General features: G+C 73.7%; 13 protein-coding genes and 1 pseudogene. 10 read left to right on the top strand and 4 right to left on the bottom strand.

All coding sequences use genetic code 11. From position 1 onward, the window contains the following. Positions 1 to 55: 55 nt before the first annotated feature. The gene (locus R6Y94_RS08515; RefSeq protein WP_318395228.1) at positions 56 to 994 is read left to right on the top strand and encodes an LLM class F420-dependent oxidoreductase; all 939 of its coding nucleotides are present in this window, start codon (positions 56 to 58) and stop codon (positions 992 to 994) included. A gap of 95 nt (positions 995 to 1,089) precedes the next feature. On the opposite strand, the gene R6Y94_RS08510 is transcribed toward R6Y94_RS08515, so the two are convergent. Both R6Y94_RS08510 and R6Y94_RS08505 read right to left on the bottom strand, forming a co-directional pair. Beyond that, on the bottom strand, positions 1,090 to 2,061 hold the full coding sequence (locus R6Y94_RS08510; RefSeq protein WP_318395227.1) for a siderophore-interacting protein: 972 nt from the start codon (positions 2,059 to 2,061) through the stop codon (positions 1,090 to 1,092). A gap of 96 nt (positions 2,062 to 2,157) precedes the next feature. Further along, positions 2,158 to 6,885 carry a DEAD/DEAH box helicase gene (locus tag R6Y94_RS08505; RefSeq protein WP_318395283.1) on the bottom strand — a complete coding sequence of 1,576 codons (4,728 nt, stop codon included), beginning with the start codon at positions 6,883 to 6,885 and terminating at the stop codon, positions 2,158 to 2,160. 180 nt (positions 6,886 to 7,065) lie between these two features. Here R6Y94_RS08505 and R6Y94_RS08500 point away from each other — a divergent pair. From R6Y94_RS08500 to R6Y94_RS08460, 9 genes and pseudogenes are all read left to right on the top strand, one after another. Further along, positions 7,066 to 7,413: pseudogene (locus tag R6Y94_RS08500) on the top strand (hypothetical protein); the annotation flags it as partial. 485 nt (positions 7,414 to 7,898) lie between these two features. Beyond that, entirely contained in the window at positions 7,899 to 10,808 is a 2,910-nt protein-coding gene (locus tag R6Y94_RS08495; protein WP_318395226.1) for a Na+/H+ antiporter subunit A, read from the top strand. Then, a complete protein-coding gene (locus R6Y94_RS08490) occupies positions 10,805 to 11,302 on the top strand; it encodes a Na(+)/H(+) antiporter subunit C (protein WP_318395225.1) in 498 nt (165 codons plus the stop codon). Before R6Y94_RS08495 ends, R6Y94_RS08490 begins: the two co-directional genes overlap by 4 nt. Beyond that, positions 11,299 to 12,804, top strand: coding sequence for a Na+/H+ antiporter subunit D (locus R6Y94_RS08485; RefSeq protein ID WP_318395224.1), 1,506 nt, complete (start codon positions 11,299 to 11,301; stop codon positions 12,802 to 12,804). The genes R6Y94_RS08490 and R6Y94_RS08485 overlap by 4 nt, the downstream gene beginning before the upstream one ends. After that, on the top strand, positions 12,801 to 13,478 hold the full coding sequence (locus tag R6Y94_RS08480; protein WP_318395223.1) for a Na+/H+ antiporter subunit E: 678 nt from the start codon (positions 12,801 to 12,803) through the stop codon (positions 13,476 to 13,478). The genes R6Y94_RS08485 and R6Y94_RS08480 overlap by 4 nt, the downstream gene beginning before the upstream one ends. Next, a complete protein-coding gene (locus R6Y94_RS08475; RefSeq protein ID WP_318395222.1) occupies positions 13,475 to 13,735 on the top strand; it encodes a monovalent cation/H+ antiporter complex subunit F in 261 nt (86 codons plus the stop codon). The genes R6Y94_RS08480 and R6Y94_RS08475 overlap by 4 nt, the downstream gene beginning before the upstream one ends. After that, positions 13,732 to 14,094: a monovalent cation/H(+) antiporter subunit G gene (gene mnhG, locus R6Y94_RS08470; protein WP_318395221.1), complete on the top strand. Its 363-nt coding sequence runs from the start codon at positions 13,732 to 13,734 to the stop codon at positions 14,092 to 14,094. The genes R6Y94_RS08475 and mnhG overlap by 4 nt, the downstream gene beginning before the upstream one ends. Before the next feature lie 111 nt (positions 14,095 to 14,205). After that, positions 14,206 to 14,640, top strand: a complete 435-nt coding sequence (locus R6Y94_RS08465; protein ID WP_318395220.1) for a VOC family protein — start codon at positions 14,206 to 14,208, stop codon at positions 14,638 to 14,640. Positions 14,641 to 14,807: 167 nt separating this feature from the next. Further along, complete coding sequence (locus R6Y94_RS08460; RefSeq protein ID WP_318395219.1) at positions 14,808 to 15,653, top strand: MOSC domain-containing protein; 846 nt, start codon at positions 14,808 to 14,810, stop codon at positions 15,651 to 15,653. 26 nt (positions 15,654 to 15,679) lie between these two features. Here the strand turns inward: R6Y94_RS08460 and R6Y94_RS08455 are convergent, their stop codons facing one another. After that, the gene (locus R6Y94_RS08455; protein ID WP_318395218.1) at positions 15,680 to 16,060 is read right to left on the bottom strand and encodes a sensory rhodopsin transducer; all 381 of its coding nucleotides are present in this window, start codon (positions 16,058 to 16,060) and stop codon (positions 15,680 to 15,682) included. Next, entirely contained in the window at positions 16,060 to 17,250 is a 1,191-nt protein-coding gene (locus tag R6Y94_RS08450) for a D-arabinono-1,4-lactone oxidase (protein ID WP_412102713.1), read from the bottom strand. The genes R6Y94_RS08455 and R6Y94_RS08450 overlap by 1 nt, the downstream gene beginning before the upstream one ends. Positions 17,251 to 17,485 lie beyond the last annotated feature (235 nt).

The following is a 17,485-nucleotide window of genomic DNA, read 5'->3' as shown; positions in this document are numbered from 1 at the left end:
GTCCGAAGTCGCACCGGGTGCTGCTCCGCCGCCCGTCACCTGGCAAGGTGACCACATGCGCCTGGTTATCTTCACCGAACCCCAGCAGGGTGCCAGCTATCAGGACCTGCTGCGGATCGCCCGGCACACCGAGGAGTGCGGGTTCGACGGTTTCTTCCGCTCCGACCACTACCTCACGATGGGCGGCACCGGGCTGCCCGGCCCGACCGACGCCTGGCTGACCCTGGCCGCCCTGGCGGTGCAGACCTCCCGGATCCGGCTCGGCACGCTGGTCACCTCGGCGACCTTCCGGCTGCCGGGACCGCTGGCGATCAGCGCTGCCCAGGTCGACGAGATGAGCGGCGGCCGGGTCGAGCTGGGTCTCGGCACCGGTTGGTTCGAGGCCGAGCACGAGGCGTACGGGATCCCGTTCCCGCCGCCCGGTGAGCGGTTCGACCGGCTCACCGAGCAACTCGAGGTGGTCACCGGGCTGTGGGGTACGCCGGTCGGCGGCACCTTCGACTACTCCGGGACGTACTACCGGCTCGCCGGCTCACCGGCGCTGCCGAAGCCGGTGCAGACGCCGAGCCTGCCGGTGATCGTCGGCGGCAAGGGGCTACGGCGTACCCCGATGCTGGCTGCCCGGTTCGCCGACGAGTTCAACGTGCCGTTCAGCTCCGCCGCCGAGGTGGCCCGCAGCTACGCGGCGGTGGCCGAGGCCGGCGAGCGGAGTGGTCGGGTCGCCGCCGGCCGCGCCCCACTGGTGCTCTCCGCCGCGCTGGCCGTGCTCTGCGGCCGGAACGACGCCGAGGTGCGGCGCCGGGCCGAGGCGATCGGTCGCGACCCGGAGGAGATGCGGACCGGATACGGCGTCGCCGGTACCCCGGAGCAGGTCGTCGAGCAGATCCAGGCGTACGCCAAGCACGGCGCCAGCCGGATCTTCCTTCAGGTGCTCGACATCGCCGACCTGGACCACCTCGACCTGATCGCCGCCGAGGTGGCACCGCGACTCTGACCCGGACGGGGCCGCCCGGTCGCCGTGGGACCGGGCCCTGCTACGACGGTTGCGACGAAAGGACCCTCCCCGGGCGCCTCGTCGCCGGGCGCGGTTCAGGCGGCGTCGTCGGCGCGGCCGAGTCGCCAGTAGCCCATGAAGGCGACCGCCTCGCGGTCCAGGCCGCGTTCGGTGACCAGGTGCCGGCGCAGCGCCCGGATCACTGCGGACTCGCCGGCCAGCCAGGCGTAGTGGCCCTCGCTGGAGAGCCCGACCGGCACCTCCCAGAGTTCCTCGTCCGGATTGCCGGCCGCCTCGGCTTGACATGCCGCCTCGGCCTCCGGGGCCAGCGCGGCGGTTCCGGTGCCGGGCCGGGCCGGGAGCAGCCGTTCGGCCGCCGCCCGGACCGCCGGGATCAGCAGGTCGCCGTGCCGGGCGCCGGAGCGGGGCAGCCAGGTCACCGTGATTCCCGGCGGGGCCGCCAGCTCCAGCACGTCGGCCGGGAGCGGCACCTCGAGCAGCGCCTCGCCCCGACTGCCGGCCGGCAGCCGTTCCAGGGTCGCGGCGATCGCCGGCACCGCCGTCTCGTCCCCGGCCAGCAGCAGGGTGCGGTTGGCCAGCGCCGGTTGAAACTCCCGACCGCCGTGGTCGCCGAGGTAGCCGTGGTCCGGCCCCATGATGACGATCCGGTCACCCGGTGCGGCGGCCAGTGCCCAGCGGGCCGCCGGTCCGTGTGCGCCGTACGGGCCGCCGTCGGGGTGCAGCACGATGTCGACATCGACTTCGCGGGCCGCCCGGCGTACCGCCCTGGTGGTGTAGGTGCGGAACGGATTGCGCAGCTCGGTGGGGAGGGCCCGCCAGCGCGGGTACCAGTCGGTGCCGGCCGGCAGGTGGCGGAAGCCGTGCGCCGGGATCGGGAAGACGAGTTTGATCCGCTGGTCGTAGCCGGGGTCGGCGAAGGTGTCGAAGTCGTCGCCGGTGAAGGTGACCCGGAGGAAGGACGGGCTCAGCCGGTGCAGCCGGACGACCTCGGCCGGGAAGAGCCGCCACGGGGCGACGAGCGACGGGGCGGTGGAAAGCTCGGTCATCGGGCAACCTCTCGATACGCGCCGCCGCCAGACTCGGGAACGCGGCGTGTCGTTAGGTTAGCCTAACCTGGCCGCGTGGTCAGCGGACCCTCCGGCTCAGCCGCGCAGACGCAGCCCGCGCGGCGTGGCCCGGAAGCCGGCGGCGGTGAGTGCGTCACGCAGCGGCGAGGCGTGCACCGAACCACCGTCGGCGCGTTCCACCGCCAGTGCACCGAGCGCGCCGGAGCCGACCGCGGCGCCGAGCGCTTGGGCTGCGGCGGTCAGCGCCTCGCCATCGTCGGTGAACGAGAGCAGGGTCCGGCCGCCGCGCTCCACATAGAGCACGAGTGCGCCGCCGACCAGCACCACCAGGGCACCCGCTTTACGCCCGGCCCGGTGCCCGGCTGCGCCCGGTACACCGGAGACCCGCTGCCGCCCGGTCGCCGTACCGGCGGAACCGCCGTCGGGTTCGACCGTGCCGTCCCCGGAGTCGACCACCCGGGTCGGCCAGGGCAGCGCGGCGCCGTACGGGTTGGCCGGGTCGGTGGCGGCCAGCACCCGGGCCCCGCCGGCCCGCCGGCGCAACTCCTCCGGCTCGGCGAGCGCCCGCAGCCGGTCCACCGCCCCGGGTACCGCGAACTGTGCCGCACCGAGACCCTCGACGAAGTAGCCACGGCGGGCCGCCCCGCGCTCCTCCAGCGCGGAGAGCACCGGATAGACCGCGGCGAAGCCGCCGGACACTCCCTCGGCGACCACCGCTCCCCGGGTCACCACCCCGTGCCGTTCGAGCAGCAGGTCGGCGAGCGCGGCGGCCCGTCGGGTCGGGTCGGTGTCCCGCCCGGGAAGCCGGGACCAGCGCCCGGCGACCGTCGGTGGCCCGCCCCTGGCCGGCAGTGCGGGGCGGCCCGGCCGCCGGTAGCGGGTCCGGGGCGCGCCGGTACGCGGCCGGTGCGCACCCCCGGCACCGAGTACGGCGCGCAGCGGTGTCAGGGTGTCGTTGGTCAGCCAGCCGGCCCAGACCAGCTCCCACACCACCCCGACCAGCGTCGCGTCCTCGACCGGGCCGGCACCGGAGTCGGCGGCCCGCTGGTCGGTGGTGACCCGTTCGGCCAGCGACCGGAAGAACAGCGCCTGCCCGTCGCCGAGCGCCGCCAACACCGCCTCGTGCAGCGGGGTCAGGGCCAGCGCCTCGTCCGGCGGCGGCAGCAGCAGGGCGGCGCTGTCGGCGTACGCCAGGGTGACCCAGCCGTCGCCCCGACCGATCGCGCCGGAGCCCGCCCACACCACCTCGCCGCTGGCGCAGAGCTCGTCGAGGTAGGCCGGGGAGTAGTCGGCGACCCGGGCGGGCAGGACCAGGCTCTCCAGCGCGGACGCCGGCACCGCAACCCCCTGCAACTGCTCCACCACGGCGGCGACCGCCTCGACGCCCCGGGCGGCCGCACCGACCTGCTGCCACCGGGGCAGGAAGGTGGCCAGCGCCTGGGCCGGCACCGGCTCGATCTCCCGGCGCAGCGCGGCCAGGGAACGGCGGCGCAGCAGGCGGAGCACCTCGGCGTCGCACCACTCCGGACCGGCGCCGGTCGGCGAGAACTCGCCGGAGACCACCCGCCCGTCGGCGCCGAGCCGGCGCAGCGTCTGCTCCACCACGAAGACGCCGAGCCCGAACCGGGCCGCGCAGGTGCCCGCGGCGAAGGGGCCGTGCGTGCGGGCGTACCGGGCGACGAGATCGCCGAGCGGGTCGGCCACCGGTTCGAGGTACGCCTGCGCCACTCCCACCGGCAGGGCCACGCCCAGCGCGTCCCGGTAGCGGCCGGCGTCCTCGACGCCGATCCAGCGCTCCTGACCGGCGACCCGGATCCGGAGGATCCGCCGGGCCGCCGCCAGCCCGGTCAGCCACTCCGGTGCGACCCCGCGTTCGGCCAGCTCGGCGTCGGAGAGGTCGCCGAGCAGCCGGAGCAGCTCGACCGCGTCCTCGGCGTCCCGGGGCCGGCGCTGCTCGGTCAGCCAGCGCAACTGCCGCTCGGTCTCCGTCACCACCGTCGGGTCGAGCAGCTCCCGCAGGTCGACCCGGCCGAGCAGTTCGCCGAGCAGCGCCGAGTCGAGCGCCAGCGCGGCGGCCCGCCGTTCGGCCAGCGGGGCGTCGCCCTCGTAGAGGAACGCGCCGACGTAGCCGAAGAGCAGCGAGCGGGCGAACGGCGACGGCCGGGACGTCTCCACCTCGACCAGCCGGACCTTGCGGGCGGCCACCTCCCGCATCAGCGACACCAGGCCGGGCAGGTCGAAGACGTCCTGAAGGCACTCCCGGGCCGCCTCCAGGGTGATCGGGAAGTCGGCGTACTCCCGGGCGACGTCGAGCAGCTGGGCGGCGCGTTGGCGCTGCTGCCAGAGCGGCTGGCGGCGGCGCGGGTCACGGCGGGGCAGCAGCAGGGCGCGGGCGGCACACTCCCGGAACCGCGCGGCGAACAGGGCGGACCCGCCCACCGACTCCTCCACCAGGGCGGCGATCTCGTCGGGGTCGAAGGCGACCAGCTCGGCGCCGGGCGGATCGTCGGCGGTGTCGGGCAGCCGCACGACGATGCCGTCGTCGGAGGGGACCACCTGGGCGTCGACACCGTGGCGTTCGGCGAGCCGGCGGGCGATGGCCAGCGCCCACGGCCCGTTGACCCGGGCGCCGAGCACGCAGTGCACGGCCAGCCGCCAGTCGCCCAACTCGTCGCGGAAGCGCTCGACCAGTATCGTCCGGTCGTCCGGCACCGACCGGGTGGCGGCCTGCTGCTCGCGCAGGTACGCCACCAGGTTGCCGGCGGCCCAGTCGTCCAACCCGCCGGAGCGCAGCGCGGCGCGAGCGGCGTCGTCGTCGGCCCGGACCAGCCCGCGCAGCCGGTTGCCGAGCGCCCGACCCAGCTCGACCGGGCGGCCGAGCTGGTCGCCCTTCCAGAACGGCATCCGGGCCGCCTGGCCCGGCGCGGGCGAGACCAGCACCCGGTCCGGGGTGATGTCCTCGATCCGCCAGGACGACGAGCCGAGCAGGAAGACATCGCCGATCCGGGACTCGTAGACCATCTCCTCGTCCAGCTCACCCACCCTGGCCGCGCGTTCGGCGCCGGCCAGGAAAACCCCGAACAGCCCCCGGTCGGGGATGGTGCCGCCGCTGGTCACCGCCAGCCGTTGCGCGCCGGGTCGGCCGGTGAGCAGGTCGGCGACCCGGTCCCAGACCAGTCGGGGGCGCAGCTCGGCGAAGGCGGTGGACGGGTAGCGCCCGGAGAGCATGTCGAGCACCGCGTGCAGGGCCGAGTCGGGCAGTTCGGCGAAGGGCGCGGCGCGACGGATCAGGGCGGTGAGGTCGGCGACCCGCCACTCGTCGAGGGCGACCATCGCGACGATCTGCTGGGCGAGCACGTCCAGCGGGTTGCGCGGATAGTGCAGCTCCTCGATGGCGCCGTCGGTCATCCGCTCCGCCACCACCGCACAGGAGAGCAGGTCGCCCCGGTGCTTGGGGAAGACCACGCCCCGGGAGACCGCGCCGACCTGGTGCCCGGCCCGGCCGACCCGTTGCAGGCCGGCCGCGACGCTCGGCGGGGCCTCGATCTGCACCACCAGGTCGACGGCGCCCATGTCGATGCCGAGCTCCAGGCTGGAGGTGGCGACCACCGCAGGCAACTGGCCGGACTTGAGCGCCTCCTCGATGTGCCGGCGCTCCTCCCGGGAGACGCTGCCGTGGTGCGCCCGGGCGATCACCGGCGCCGCCCCGGTCGCCGCCCCCGACTGCGCCATGATCTCCGCCGGCAGCCGGGGCGGTGCCGCCGGCCGGATCGGCCCGGGCCGGTCGCCCCCGGCCCGGCCGGTGGAGGGCGGCCGGTCGTCCCCTGGCCACCCCGGGGAGGGCGGGCGGCCGTTCGCGGCCCCGTCTGTCGGGTCGGGGGCCGACTCGGACTCGTCGGCGGCCAGCTCGTTGAGCCGGGCGCAGAGCCGCTCGGCGCTGCGCCGGGAGTTGGTGAAGACGATGGTCGACCGGTGCGACCGGACCAGGTCGTAGACCCGTTCCTCGACCGCGGGCCAGATCGACGCGCGGCGCGGGGTGCCGAACCCGTCCTCCGGCGCCTCCTGCTCGTCCAGCCGGGTCATGTCCTCGACCGGCACCTGCACGCTGACCTCGATGGTCTTCGCGGTCTCGGGCTGCACCACGGTGACCGGCCGGGCGCCGCCGAGGAACCGTGCGGTGGCGTCGATCGGGCGCACCGTGGCGGAGAGCCCGATCCGCTGCGCCGGGGCGGGCAGCAGGGCGTCCAGCCGCTCCAGGGAGAGGGCCAGGTGGGCGCCGCGCTTGGTGCCGGCGACCGCGTGCACCTCGTCGACGATCACGGTCTGCACGCCGCGCAGCGAGTCCCGGGCGGCGGAGGTGAGCAGCAGGAAGAGCGATTCCGGCGTGGTGATCAGGATGTCCGGCGGGGTACGCGCGAACGCCCGCCGCTCGTCGGCCGGGGTGTCCCCGGTCCGCATCCCGACGGTGATCTCGGGCGGCGGGATGCCCAGCCGGGCCGCCGCCTGCCGCATGCCGGTGAGCGGGGCGCGCAGGTTGCGCTCGACGTCGACGGCGAGCGCCTTCAGCGGGCTGACGTAGACCACCCGGCAACGGTGCCGGGGGTCGGCCGGGGCCGGTTCGCGGGCCAGCCGGTCCAGCGACCAGAGGAACGCGGCGAGGGTCTTGCCGGAGCCGGTCGGTGCGACCACCAGGGCGTTGCGGCCGGCGCCGACCGCACGCCACGCCCCGGACTGGGCGTCGGTGGGCGCGGCGAACGCGGCGCCGAACCACTCCCGGGTCGCCGCGCCGAACGTCGCCAGCACATCACTCACCGACCCATCGTGCCCGGTCGGTCCGACAGGTTCACCGGAACGGTTGTCCGCATGCCCGGTTGATCGTTGTTTTCGCCTGAGATGAGGGCTAAGTCTCACTTAACTGCTTGCGAATGAAGCGCGACCTACAGTAACTTCTCCGAAACCCAAGCTCGGCGCAAGGGGGTACGGATGACCGGCGTTCCGCGCGACGTCCCCGCCGCCACGGACGTCCTGACCCGTCGGGTCGAGACCTACCTGACCGTGGCGCGGGCCGGTCTGCGCGGCGCCGACCTCGAACTCGCCGAGCGGCTCGTCGACTGTCTGCGCCAGTTGGTGGCGGCCACCGCCACCGCCAGCGCGGCGGACCGGGCCCGGGTCCGGGCGGCGGTGCACGCCCTGGTGCTACGCCGCGAGGCGCACGGCCGGGTGCTGCCCCGGCGCTCCCTCGCCGCCGCCCAGCAGGTGATCAATCAGGTCGTCCGGCAACTCGGCCGGGCCGACCTGGCGGTGCCGTCCACACCCGACGTCCCGGACGGCCCGGCCGCCGGCGCCCTCCTGGACGGCGGCCCGGCACCGGCCCTCCGCGACCAGGGTCCGGCGCACGGCCTCGACTCGCCGTGCGCTGTCGGGTAACACCCCCGACCCGTGCCCTCCGGCCCGCCCGGTAGCCCCGCTGGCGCGGCCCGCCCGGTAGCCCCGCTGGCGCGGCCCGCCCGGTAGCCCCGCACACCGCCGGCCCGGACCGCCGGGTGACTCTTCGGACTGCTCGGTGCTCTTCGGACCGCCGGCCGCGCCGCACAGCGGCTCGAACCGGCGGGGCGGTTCCTCGCGCCACCGACGGCGGCGCGGCGCCACCCGCCGACCCGGGACCGCCGCCGGACCGGCCGGCCGCATGATTGCCCATCTCACGCCCCACTCGGGTGGTTTCGGGCAATTCCGCGTGTCGGGCCGGACTCTGGCGTGTGATCTGTCTGAGTCCACGTCCTCGGGCCGGGCCGTGCCGACACCTACCTGGAGTACGCATGCTGATGCTGCTGGCGCTGCACCTGGTGGCTGCGGCGCTGGCACCCGCGTTGGTGCACCGGTGGGGTCGCCGGGCCTTCCTGCCGTTGGCGGCCGCCCCGGCCAGCGCGTTCGGCTGGGCGCTCGGGTACGCCGGCACCGTCCGGGACGGCGGGGCGGTCGTCGAGGCGTACCCGTGGGTGCCGGAACTGGGTCTCGAACTGGCGCTGCGGGTCACCACCCTGTCCTGGCTGCTGGTGCTGCTGGTCGGCGGGATCGGCGCCCTGGTGCTGGTCTACTGCGTCCGTTACTTCGACGCCGACGAGCCCGGGCTCGGCCGGTTCGCCGCCGTCTTCGTCGGCTTCGCCGGAGCCATGCTCGGGGTGGTGGTCGCCGACGACCTGCTGCTGCTCTACGTCTGCTGGGAACTGACCAGCGTCTTCTCCTACCTGCTGATCGCGCACCACCCGGAGCAGCAGGCCAGCCGGCGGTCGGCGAACCAGGCGCTGCTGGTGACCACCCTGGGCGGCCTGGTCATGCTGGTCGGCTTCGTCATGCTCGGCCAGCACGCCGGTACGTACCGGTGGTCGGAAATCGCCGCCCGGCCGCCGCCCTCCGGCGGGTACCTCGGGATCGCGGTGGTGCTGATCCTGGTGGGCGCGCTCAGCAAGTCGGCGATCTTCCCGACCAGCTTCTGGCTGCCGGCGGCGATGGCCGCACCCACCCCGGTCAGCGCCTACCTGCACGCCGCCGCGATGGTGAAGGCCGGCGTCTACCTGGTCGCGCTGCTCGCCCCCGCGTACGCGCAGGTCGGTCCGTGGCGCCCGGTGATCTACGTGACCGGGATCGTCACCATGCTGGCCGGCGGCTGGGCCGCGCTGCGTCAGGTCGACCTGAAGCTGCTGCTGGCGTACGGCACGGTCAGCCAGCTCGGGCTGCTGGTCGTACTCGTCGGCGCCGGCACCCCGGATGCCGCGCTCGCCGGCGTGGCGATGCTGCTCGGGCACGCCCTGTTCAAGGCGGCCCTGTTCCTGGTGGTCGGGATCGTCGACCGGCGGGCCGGTACCCGGGACCTGACCGTGCTCTCCGGGCTGTACCGGCGGATGCCGCTGGTCTGCGCGACCGCCGTACTCGCCGCCGCCTCGATGGCCGGGGTACCGCCGCTGATCGGGTTCGTCGCCAAGGAGGCGGTCCTCGGGGCGTTCGTCGGCGACCTGCCGCTGCTCGCCGCGCTGCTGCTCGGCGCCGTACTGACCACGGCGTACAGCGCCCGATTCGTCTGGGGGGCGTTCGCCGGCCGCCCACCGTCCGGGGAGGCGACCGCGACCCGCCCGGTCGAGACCGCCCTGCTCGCTCCGGCGGCTCTGCTCGCTGTCGCCGGGCTGGTGCTGGGGGTACTGGCCGGGCCCGTCGGCGATGCGCTCGCCGGCTATCCCCGTTCGTTCGGGGCGATCGCGCACCAGCTCACGTTCGTGCCGGCGCCGGGGCCGGTCCTGGGCATGTCGCTGCTGGCCCTCGCCGGCGGCCTGTTGGTCAACGCGTCGCGCAGCGCGGTCGGCGCGGTGCAGGCCCGGGTGCGGGCACCGTTCGACGGGGACACCGCCTACCAGGTGCTGAGCCGGGGGTTCGACCGGGTGGCCGTGGCGGTCACCGGTGCGACGCAGCGGGGTTCGCTGCCGCAGTACCTCGGCATCATCCTGCTGGCCCTGGTGCTCGTGCTGGGCGGCGCGCTGCTGCGCGGCCCGTGGCCGGACCGGGTCGGCTCCCCGGACCATCCGTTGCAGGCCGTCGTCGGGGTGGTGCTCGGGGTCGCCGCGGTGCTCACCGTCCGGGCCCGGCGCCGGCTCACCGCGGTGATCCTGGCCGGCGTCACCGGCTACTGCACGGCCATGTTGTTCGTGCTGCACGGGGCGCCCGACCTGGCGTTGGCCCAGTTCCTGGCGGAGACCGTCACCATCGTGATCTTCGTGTTGGTGCTGCGCCGGCTGCCGGCCCGGTTCTCGGTGCGGCCGCTGCGGCGCAGCCGGTGGACCCGGCTCGCCGTCGGCGTGGCGGTCGGGGCCGTGGTCACCGCGATGGCGGTGACCGCGACCGGGGCGCGGCGGGCGCCGCCGGTCTCGGCCGAGTTTCCCGGACCGGCGCTCTCCTTCGGGTACGGCCGTAACGTCGTCAACGTCACCCTGGTGGACATCCGGGCCTGGGACACCATGGGCGAGATCGCCGTCCTGGTGGTGGCGGCGACCGGGGTGGCCAGCCTGATCTTCCAGCGTCGACGCGGTCCGGACCGGCCCCGCCGGCACGATCTGGCGCCGCCCGGAGCCGAGCGGGTCTGGCTGCGGGCCGGGCCGACGCTGCGGACCCGGCACCGTTCGATCGTCTTCGAGGTGGTCGTCCGGCTGATCTTCCACACCGTCGTGCTCTTCTCCATCTTCCTGCTCTTCTCCGGCCACAACGCCCCCGGCGGCGGCTTCGTCGGCGGCCTGGTGGCCGGGCTCGCGCTGGCGGTCCGCTATCTCGCCGGTGGCCGGCACGAACTCGACCAGGCAGCCCCGGTCGACGCCGGGGTGCTGCTCGGGGTCGGTCTCCTCGTGGCGGTCGGCACCGGTCTGCTGGCCATGTCGACAGGTGGGGAGCTGCTGCGCAGCACGCTGCTGGAGCCGGAGCTGCCGCTCGTCGGCGACCTGCACCTGGTCACCTCGATCTTCTTCGACATCGGCGTCTACCTGGTGGTGGTCGGCCTGGTGCTGGACATCCTGCGCAGCCTCGGCGCCGAGGTGGACCGGCAGATCGAGGTGGAGGACGAGCCGGGCACCGGGCTGCGTACCGACCGGCCGGCGGGACCGGCGCGGCAGGCGGCGGCGGGCGCGGGGGCGCCGGAGGCTCCGGGCGGTACGGACTCCGGGTCGGCCGGTACGGACGGCCGTCGATGACCCCGAACCTGGTGCTGGCGCTGGTCGTCGGGGTGCTGTTCGGCAGCGGGGTGGTGCTGCTGCTGGAGCGCAGCCTCAGCCGGGTGCTGATCGGCGTCATCCTGCTGACCAACGGCACCAACCTGCTGCTCCTGCTTGGCGGCCGGTCCGGTGGGGCGCCCATCCTCGGGGTCACGCCGGACGCGGAGATGAGCGACCCGCTGGCCCAGGCCATGGTGCTGACCGCCATCGTGATCACCCTGGGCCTGACCGCGTTCATGCTGGCGATGGCGTACCGGAGCTGGCAGTTGACCGGGCACGACGAGGTACGCGACGACCCGGAGGACCGCCGGATCGTGCGCCGTGCCGAGCGGCACGAACTCGCCGGTCCGGACGACAACGTCGGGGAGGCGCCGCGGGCCCCGGCCGGCCGGGTGCTGGGTGGCACCGATCCGGAACAGGTCGACCCGGAGCCGCCGCCCCGCCGGCCCGACGACGGGACAGGCCGGGCATGAGGTACCTCGTGCCGCTGCCGGTGGTCGTACCGCTGTTCGGCGCGGCGCTGACCCTGGTGCTGGCCCGCCGGCCGATCGCCCAGCGGGCGATCAGCGTCACCGCCCTGGTGATCACCGCGATCGTCGCGGGCATGCTGCTCTGGCGCGCGCACTGGCACGGCCCGCTGGTGGTGCACGTCGGCGGCTGGCCCGCCCCGCTCGGCATCGTCCTGATCGCCGACCAGTTGGCCGCGCTGATGCTGGTGGTCTCGGCGGCGGTGACGCTCTGCGTGCTGCTCTACTCGATCGGCGAGGACCGGGCCGATCCCGGCGTGCACGCCCCGGTGGTGATCTACCACCCCACCTATCTGGTGATGACGGCCGGGGTGACCAACGCCTTCCTCGCCGGTGACCTGTTCAACCTCTTCGTCGGCTTCGAGATCGTGCTTTCCGCCAGCTACGTGCTGCTCACCCTCGGCGGCACCGAGGAGCGCATCCGGGCCGGCACCACGTACGTCGTGGTCAGCCTGGTGTCGTCGCTGATCTTCCTCACCGCGATCGGCCTGGTGTACGCCGCCACCGGCACGTTGAACCTCGCCCAGTTGATGGGCCGGCTCGACGCGCTCCCGACCGACCTGCGGGTGGCGCTGCACGGCGTACTGCTGCTCGCCTTCGCCATCAAGGCGGCGGTCTTCCCGCTGGCGGCCTGGCTGCCGGACAGCTATCCGACCGCTCCGGCCCCGGTCACGGCGGTCTTCGCCGGCCTGCTGACCAAGGTCGGCATCTACGCGATCATCCGGACCGAGACGCTGCTCTTCCCCGAGAACCGCCTCGGCGGCCTGCTGCTGGTGCTGGCCCTGCTGACCATGGTGGTCGGCATCCTGGGCGCGGTCGCGCAGTCCGACATCAAGCGGCTGCTGTCGTTCACCCTGATCAGTCACATCGGATATCTGCTCTTCGGGGTGGCGCTGTCCTCGGGACCGGGTCTGGCCGCCGCGATCTTCTACGTGGTGCACCACATCACCGTGCAGACCACCCTGTTCCTGGCGGCCGGGCTGGTCGAGCGGCGGGCCGGCAGCACCAACCTGGACCGGATCGGCGGGCTGGCCCGGGTTGCCCCGCTGCTCGGGGTGCTGTTCCTGGTGCCGGCGCTGAACCTCTCCGGCATCCCGCCGTTCTCCGGATTCCTCGGCAAGCTGGGGCTGATCCAGGCCGGGGTGTCGGCCGGCGGGGTGCTGCCCTGGCTGCTGGTGGTCGCCAGCACCCTGACCAGCCTGCTCACCCTCTACGCGACGACGAGGGTGTGGAGTCTGGCGTTCTGGCGCCCGCCCCGGCTGGTCGAGACCGAGGCGTCGGCCCGGCTGCCCCGGCTGATGGTCGGCGCCACCACCGTACTGGTGCTGCTCGGGGTGGGGCTGACGGTGGCGGCCGGCCCGCTCTTCGGCGTCAGCGCCGAGGCCGCCGACGACCTGCGGCAACGCGTCCCGTACGTGCGGGCGGTCTTCCCCGGCGGCCCGCCGTGACCGGCGGCGCCCGGGCGGCCGCACCGGACCCGTCGCGCCGGGCCGTACCGGGCCGGCTGGCGCTGTGGCGCAGACTTCCGGAGCGGCGGCGCTGGCGGGCGCTGTGGCGCCGGCTCCCGGAGCGGCGGCGCTGGCGGGATCACCTGATCACGGTCGGCTGGCTGGTCACGGTCTGGAGTCTGCTCTGGGGCGAGTTCACCGTCGGTAACCTGGTCGGCGGCGTGCTGGTGGCCGTGGTGATCCTGGTCTTCCTGCCGCTGCCCCGGGTCACCTTCGGGGGCCGGCTCCGGCCGCTGGCGGTGGCCGAGTTCGTCGGGCGGTTCGTCGCCGAACTCGTGGTCGCCAGCGTGCACGTCGGCTGGGTCGCGCTGCGCCCCGGGCAGCCCCGGAACGCTATCGTCGCGGTCCGGCTGCGGGTGCGTACCGACCTCAACCTGGCACTGACCGCCGAGGTGCTGTCGCTGGTCCCCGGCACGCTGATCGTGGAGGCGGACCGGGAGAGCGGAACGCTCTACGCGCACGTGCTGGACGTACGCGGCGCCGAGGACCTGGTCCGGAGCCGGGAACGCATCCTGGCCCTGGAGGCTCGCCTCGTCCGCGCCATCGGTTCCGAAACGGAACTGCGGCTGCTCTCGCCGTCCGCTGGAGACACCGAACCGGGAGGACCACCGTGACCGTTGTCGTCGTTGTCGCCGCCGTCCTGCTCTCGACCGCAGCGGCGTTGGCCCTGGTCCGCGTCGTACGCGGCCCGGCGCTGTTGGACCGGGTGGTCGCCGCCGAGGTGCTGATCTCGATCATGATCGGTGCGCTCGGCGTCGAGGCGGCCGTCACCCGGCATGCCACCACGCTGCCGATTCTGATCGTGCTCAGCACACTGGGCTTCGTCGGCTCGGTGGCCCTGGTGCGCTTCGCCGCCGGGGAGGAGGCGTGACCGGCGAGGTGGTGCTCGACGTGCTGGTCGGGATCTTCCTGGTCGCCGGGGGGCTGCTGAGCCTGGTCGCCGGGATCGGGCTGGTCCGCTTCCCGGACGTGCTCAGCCGGATGCACGCGGCGACCAAACCGCAGGTGCTCGGCGTACTGCTGATCCTGCTGGCGCTGGCGGTGAGCCTGCGCAACGGCGCCGACCTGGCCACGCTGGTGCTGATCGGCGGGTTCCAGCTCACCACCGCCCCGCTCGCGGCCCAGATGATCGGTCGGGCCGCGTACCGCACCGGGCGGGTACACCGGGAGTCGCTCAACGTCGACGAGCTGGCCGACCGCGACTCCACCGGTTCGGGTCCTGCTGACTGAGCAGTCCCGCCGGCCGAGCTGCCATCGTACGTCCGGTCGGTGTCCGTCCTGCCTGGCGTGCCACCGCTCGGCCCGGGAGACGACGAAAAACCCCGCCTCTATGCTGGGCCGATGGTGTCGGTCAGGCAGATCCAAGTCACCTTCGACTGCGCAGAACCTGAGCGGGTCGCTCGTTTCTGGTGCGAGGTGTTGGGGTACGTCGTACCGCCGCCACCGGAGGGGTTCGCTACCTGGGACGATTTCGACCGCACACTGCCGGCTGAGCATCGGGGTGCGGCGTTCGCATGCACTGATCCCTCAGGTGTGGGCCCGCGACTGTTCTTCCAGCGCGTCCCGGAAGGCAAGGTCGTCAAGAATCGGCTGCATCTTGACGTGCGGGTCGGCACCGGGCTCGTGGGTGAAGAGCGCCTGGCCGCGCTTGAGGCCGAATGTGCACGACTGGTCGCGCTCGGCGCGGTACGCGTGCGACTACTGCCTGCCGACGGCGACAACGAGTCGTGCCTCGTGATGCAGGACATCGAGGGCAACGAGTTCTGTCTCGACTGAGTGGCCGCGAACGTGGCAGCTTCCCGAGTCGACTGGTCGCCATCACGAGGGTCGCCGTCCGCGGCGCGCCAACAGTCTTGCTCCGGAATTACCCCTCGGTGTCCACGAGCACGCAGCCGCCGACGCGAGGTTACCCCCGTCACGCCCCGGCGTGTCATCCTGACCGGATGCGAGTCGTTTCGATTCACACGTATCCGGTGAAGGGGTGCCGCCGGATGGACCGCGACACGGCGCGGGTCGAGCCGTGGGGCCTGGACGGCGACCGGCGCTGGCTGATCGTGGACGAACACGGGCTCGGCCTGACCCAGCGCCAGCATCGGGAACTGGTGACGATGCGGGCGGTGTCCCGGCCGGGCGGGCTGACCCTGGAGGCGCCGGGGCTGGCCCCGCTCGATCTGGCCGAACCGACCGGCGGCGAGGCGATCCAGGTCCGGGTGTACCGGGGACGGCCGCCCGCACCGGTACGCGCCGTCGGCCCCGAGGCGGACGAGTGGCTCAACCGGCTGTTGGGGCGCACCGCCCGGCTGGTCTGGCTCGGTGATCCCACCAACAACCTCGTTCCCTGGCCGGTGCCGGCCGGGGTCGGCGCCGAGCTGAGCTTCGCCGACGGCACTCCGCTGCTGTTGGCCAACACCGCGTCGCTGGACGCGTTCAACGACTGGCTGCTGGAGTCGGGCAGCACCGAGGGGCCGCTGCCGATGATCCAGTTCCGCCCCAACCTGGTGGTCAGCGGTGCCGCGCCGTGGGCCGAGGGCGAGTGGGTCGGCCGGCGGATCAGGATCGGCGGGGCCGTGTTCCACGGCGCCGCCGAGTGTGGCCGCTGTCTGATCGCGACGATCGACCAGGAGACCGGAAAGCGGGGGCGGGAGCCGCTGTGGATGCTCGCCGCACGGCGGAACATCGGCCGGAAGCTCCTCTTCGGTCTCCAGATGACGGTGCGGGTCGAACCGGGCGGGCCTTCCCACGAAGGTCGTACGGTCAGCGTCGGTGACACCGTGGAGGTGCTGGACTGACTGTGAGCATGGCGGGCGCCAGGTGGTCAGGGATCGGCGGGGAAGGCCATCGTGCCGGTCAACCCGACCGTGCCGGGCAGCCGGGTGTCCTGACGCAGGAACTGCACCACGACCGGGACCGGCGAGCGGACGACGCAGCCGAACCGCCGGCTCAGTACGATCGCCTCGGGGTCGACCAGGTCGTTGAGGCGTATGTGCCGGATCCGGCGGGCGTCCACCCTGACCGGGTACGGGCCGACCGGTTCCCGGTCCTCGTAGTAGACGGTGATCTCCAGTTCGGCCGGCTCGTCACCGGTGTTCAGCACGGACAACTGGTCGAAGCTGGTGAACTCCGGTTCCTCTCCGTTGCTGGGAAAGGGGATCCGGCCGTCGGGGACTACCCAGACCCGTCCGCCGAGCCCGGCCATCAGCCGTCCCTCAGCAGCCGGGCGAGGTCCGGGGTCAGGAACACCTCGTCCGGGTCGAGCCGGCGGCGGAGGTCCTGGAACCTGTCCCACTGTGGATAGACGCCGCGCAGCTCCCGGGCGGTCAGCGAGTGCTTCTTGCCCCAGTGCGGTCGGCCGTCGTGCTGCCGGAACACCGCCTCCACGTCGCCGAAGTACTCGTCGTGCGGCAGGGAGTTGTTCTGGAGGCAGGCGATCGTCGTGGTGGCCCGGCCGTACGCCGGGCTGAGCCAGACGTCGTCCTCGGCGCAGGTGCGTACCAGGACCCGCCAGGCCACCCCGATGCGGTGCCGGTCCAGGATCCGGCGCCGGATCTCGGTGAAGCAGGCGTGGAAGGCCTCCGACGGGATGGCGTACTCGATCTCGTCGAAGCGCAGTTCGCGGTGCCGGGGGATGGTCCGGTGGCTCGGGCCGGACTCGATGGTCCGGGGTTCGCCGACGGGGATGAGTTCCGGCTCCTCGCCGCGTCGGTTGAGGGTGCGGATCTGGGTGGTGTCGGTGCGTGGATACCAGTAGAAGTCCATGTTCCGGTTCTGCCGCTGCAACTGGTGCAGGTGGTCGAGCGTCCAGGCGATCGACGAGCACCAGTTGCGCCGCCGCAGGTGGTAGGTGGGGGTGAGTTTCAGCGTCATCGTGGTCACCACGCCGAGCGCGCCGAGGGAGAGTCGGGCCGCGGGCAGCAGGTCGCTGTTCTGCTGCCCGGAGATCTCCAGCAGCTCGCCGGTGCCGGTCACCAGCCGGACTCCGGCCACCTGGGTGGAGAGGTTGCCGAAGCTCAGGCCGGTGCCGTGCGTACCGGTGGCGGTGGCACCGGCGATGGACTGCACGTCGACGTCACCCAGGTTGTCCATGGCGAGCCCGGCCTCGTAGAGCGCGTCGCCCAGTTCACCGAGCGGCACCCCGGCGCCGACCGTCGCCAGCAGCGCGTCGTCGTGCCGGCGCACGGTCCGGGGCAGCCCGGCCAGGCTGACGAGTACGCCGTCGGTCCGGACCAGTGGACTGGAGGAGTGGCCGGAGCCGACCGGCCGGAGCTTGGTCGAGGTCGCCCGGGCCCGTTCGACCAGTGCCCGGACGGCGTCCTCGCTCTCCGGCGTGGCGTACTCGCGCGGGGTGAACCGGAGGCTCCCCGACCAGTTGCGCCACTCCCGTCCCAACATGGCCTCCCTTCCCGGCTGCGGCCAGCAACCGCACGGTGCGGTCCCAGACCGGGCGGGACGGATCGGGACACGCGTCTCTACCCGGTCGGCGGTCCCGGAAACGGCCGGTCGGGACCGCTGGTGGTTGTCCGGGCGCTGTTCTCCGGGGCTCGGTAGGATGGTCTGGTGATCGACTCAACTGTCCAGGAGGGCAGCTGTAGCCAGCCGGGTCGGACCCGGCATCTCCCGCACC

It is taken from the genome of Plantactinospora sp. KLBMP9567 (assembly GCF_033446045.1).
GTDB lineage: Bacteria > Actinomycetota > Actinomycetes > Mycobacteriales > Micromonosporaceae > Plantactinospora.
The sequence above is the reverse complement of the archived record's forward strand: the minus strand, read 5'-3'. Positions and strand labels throughout refer to the sequence as shown.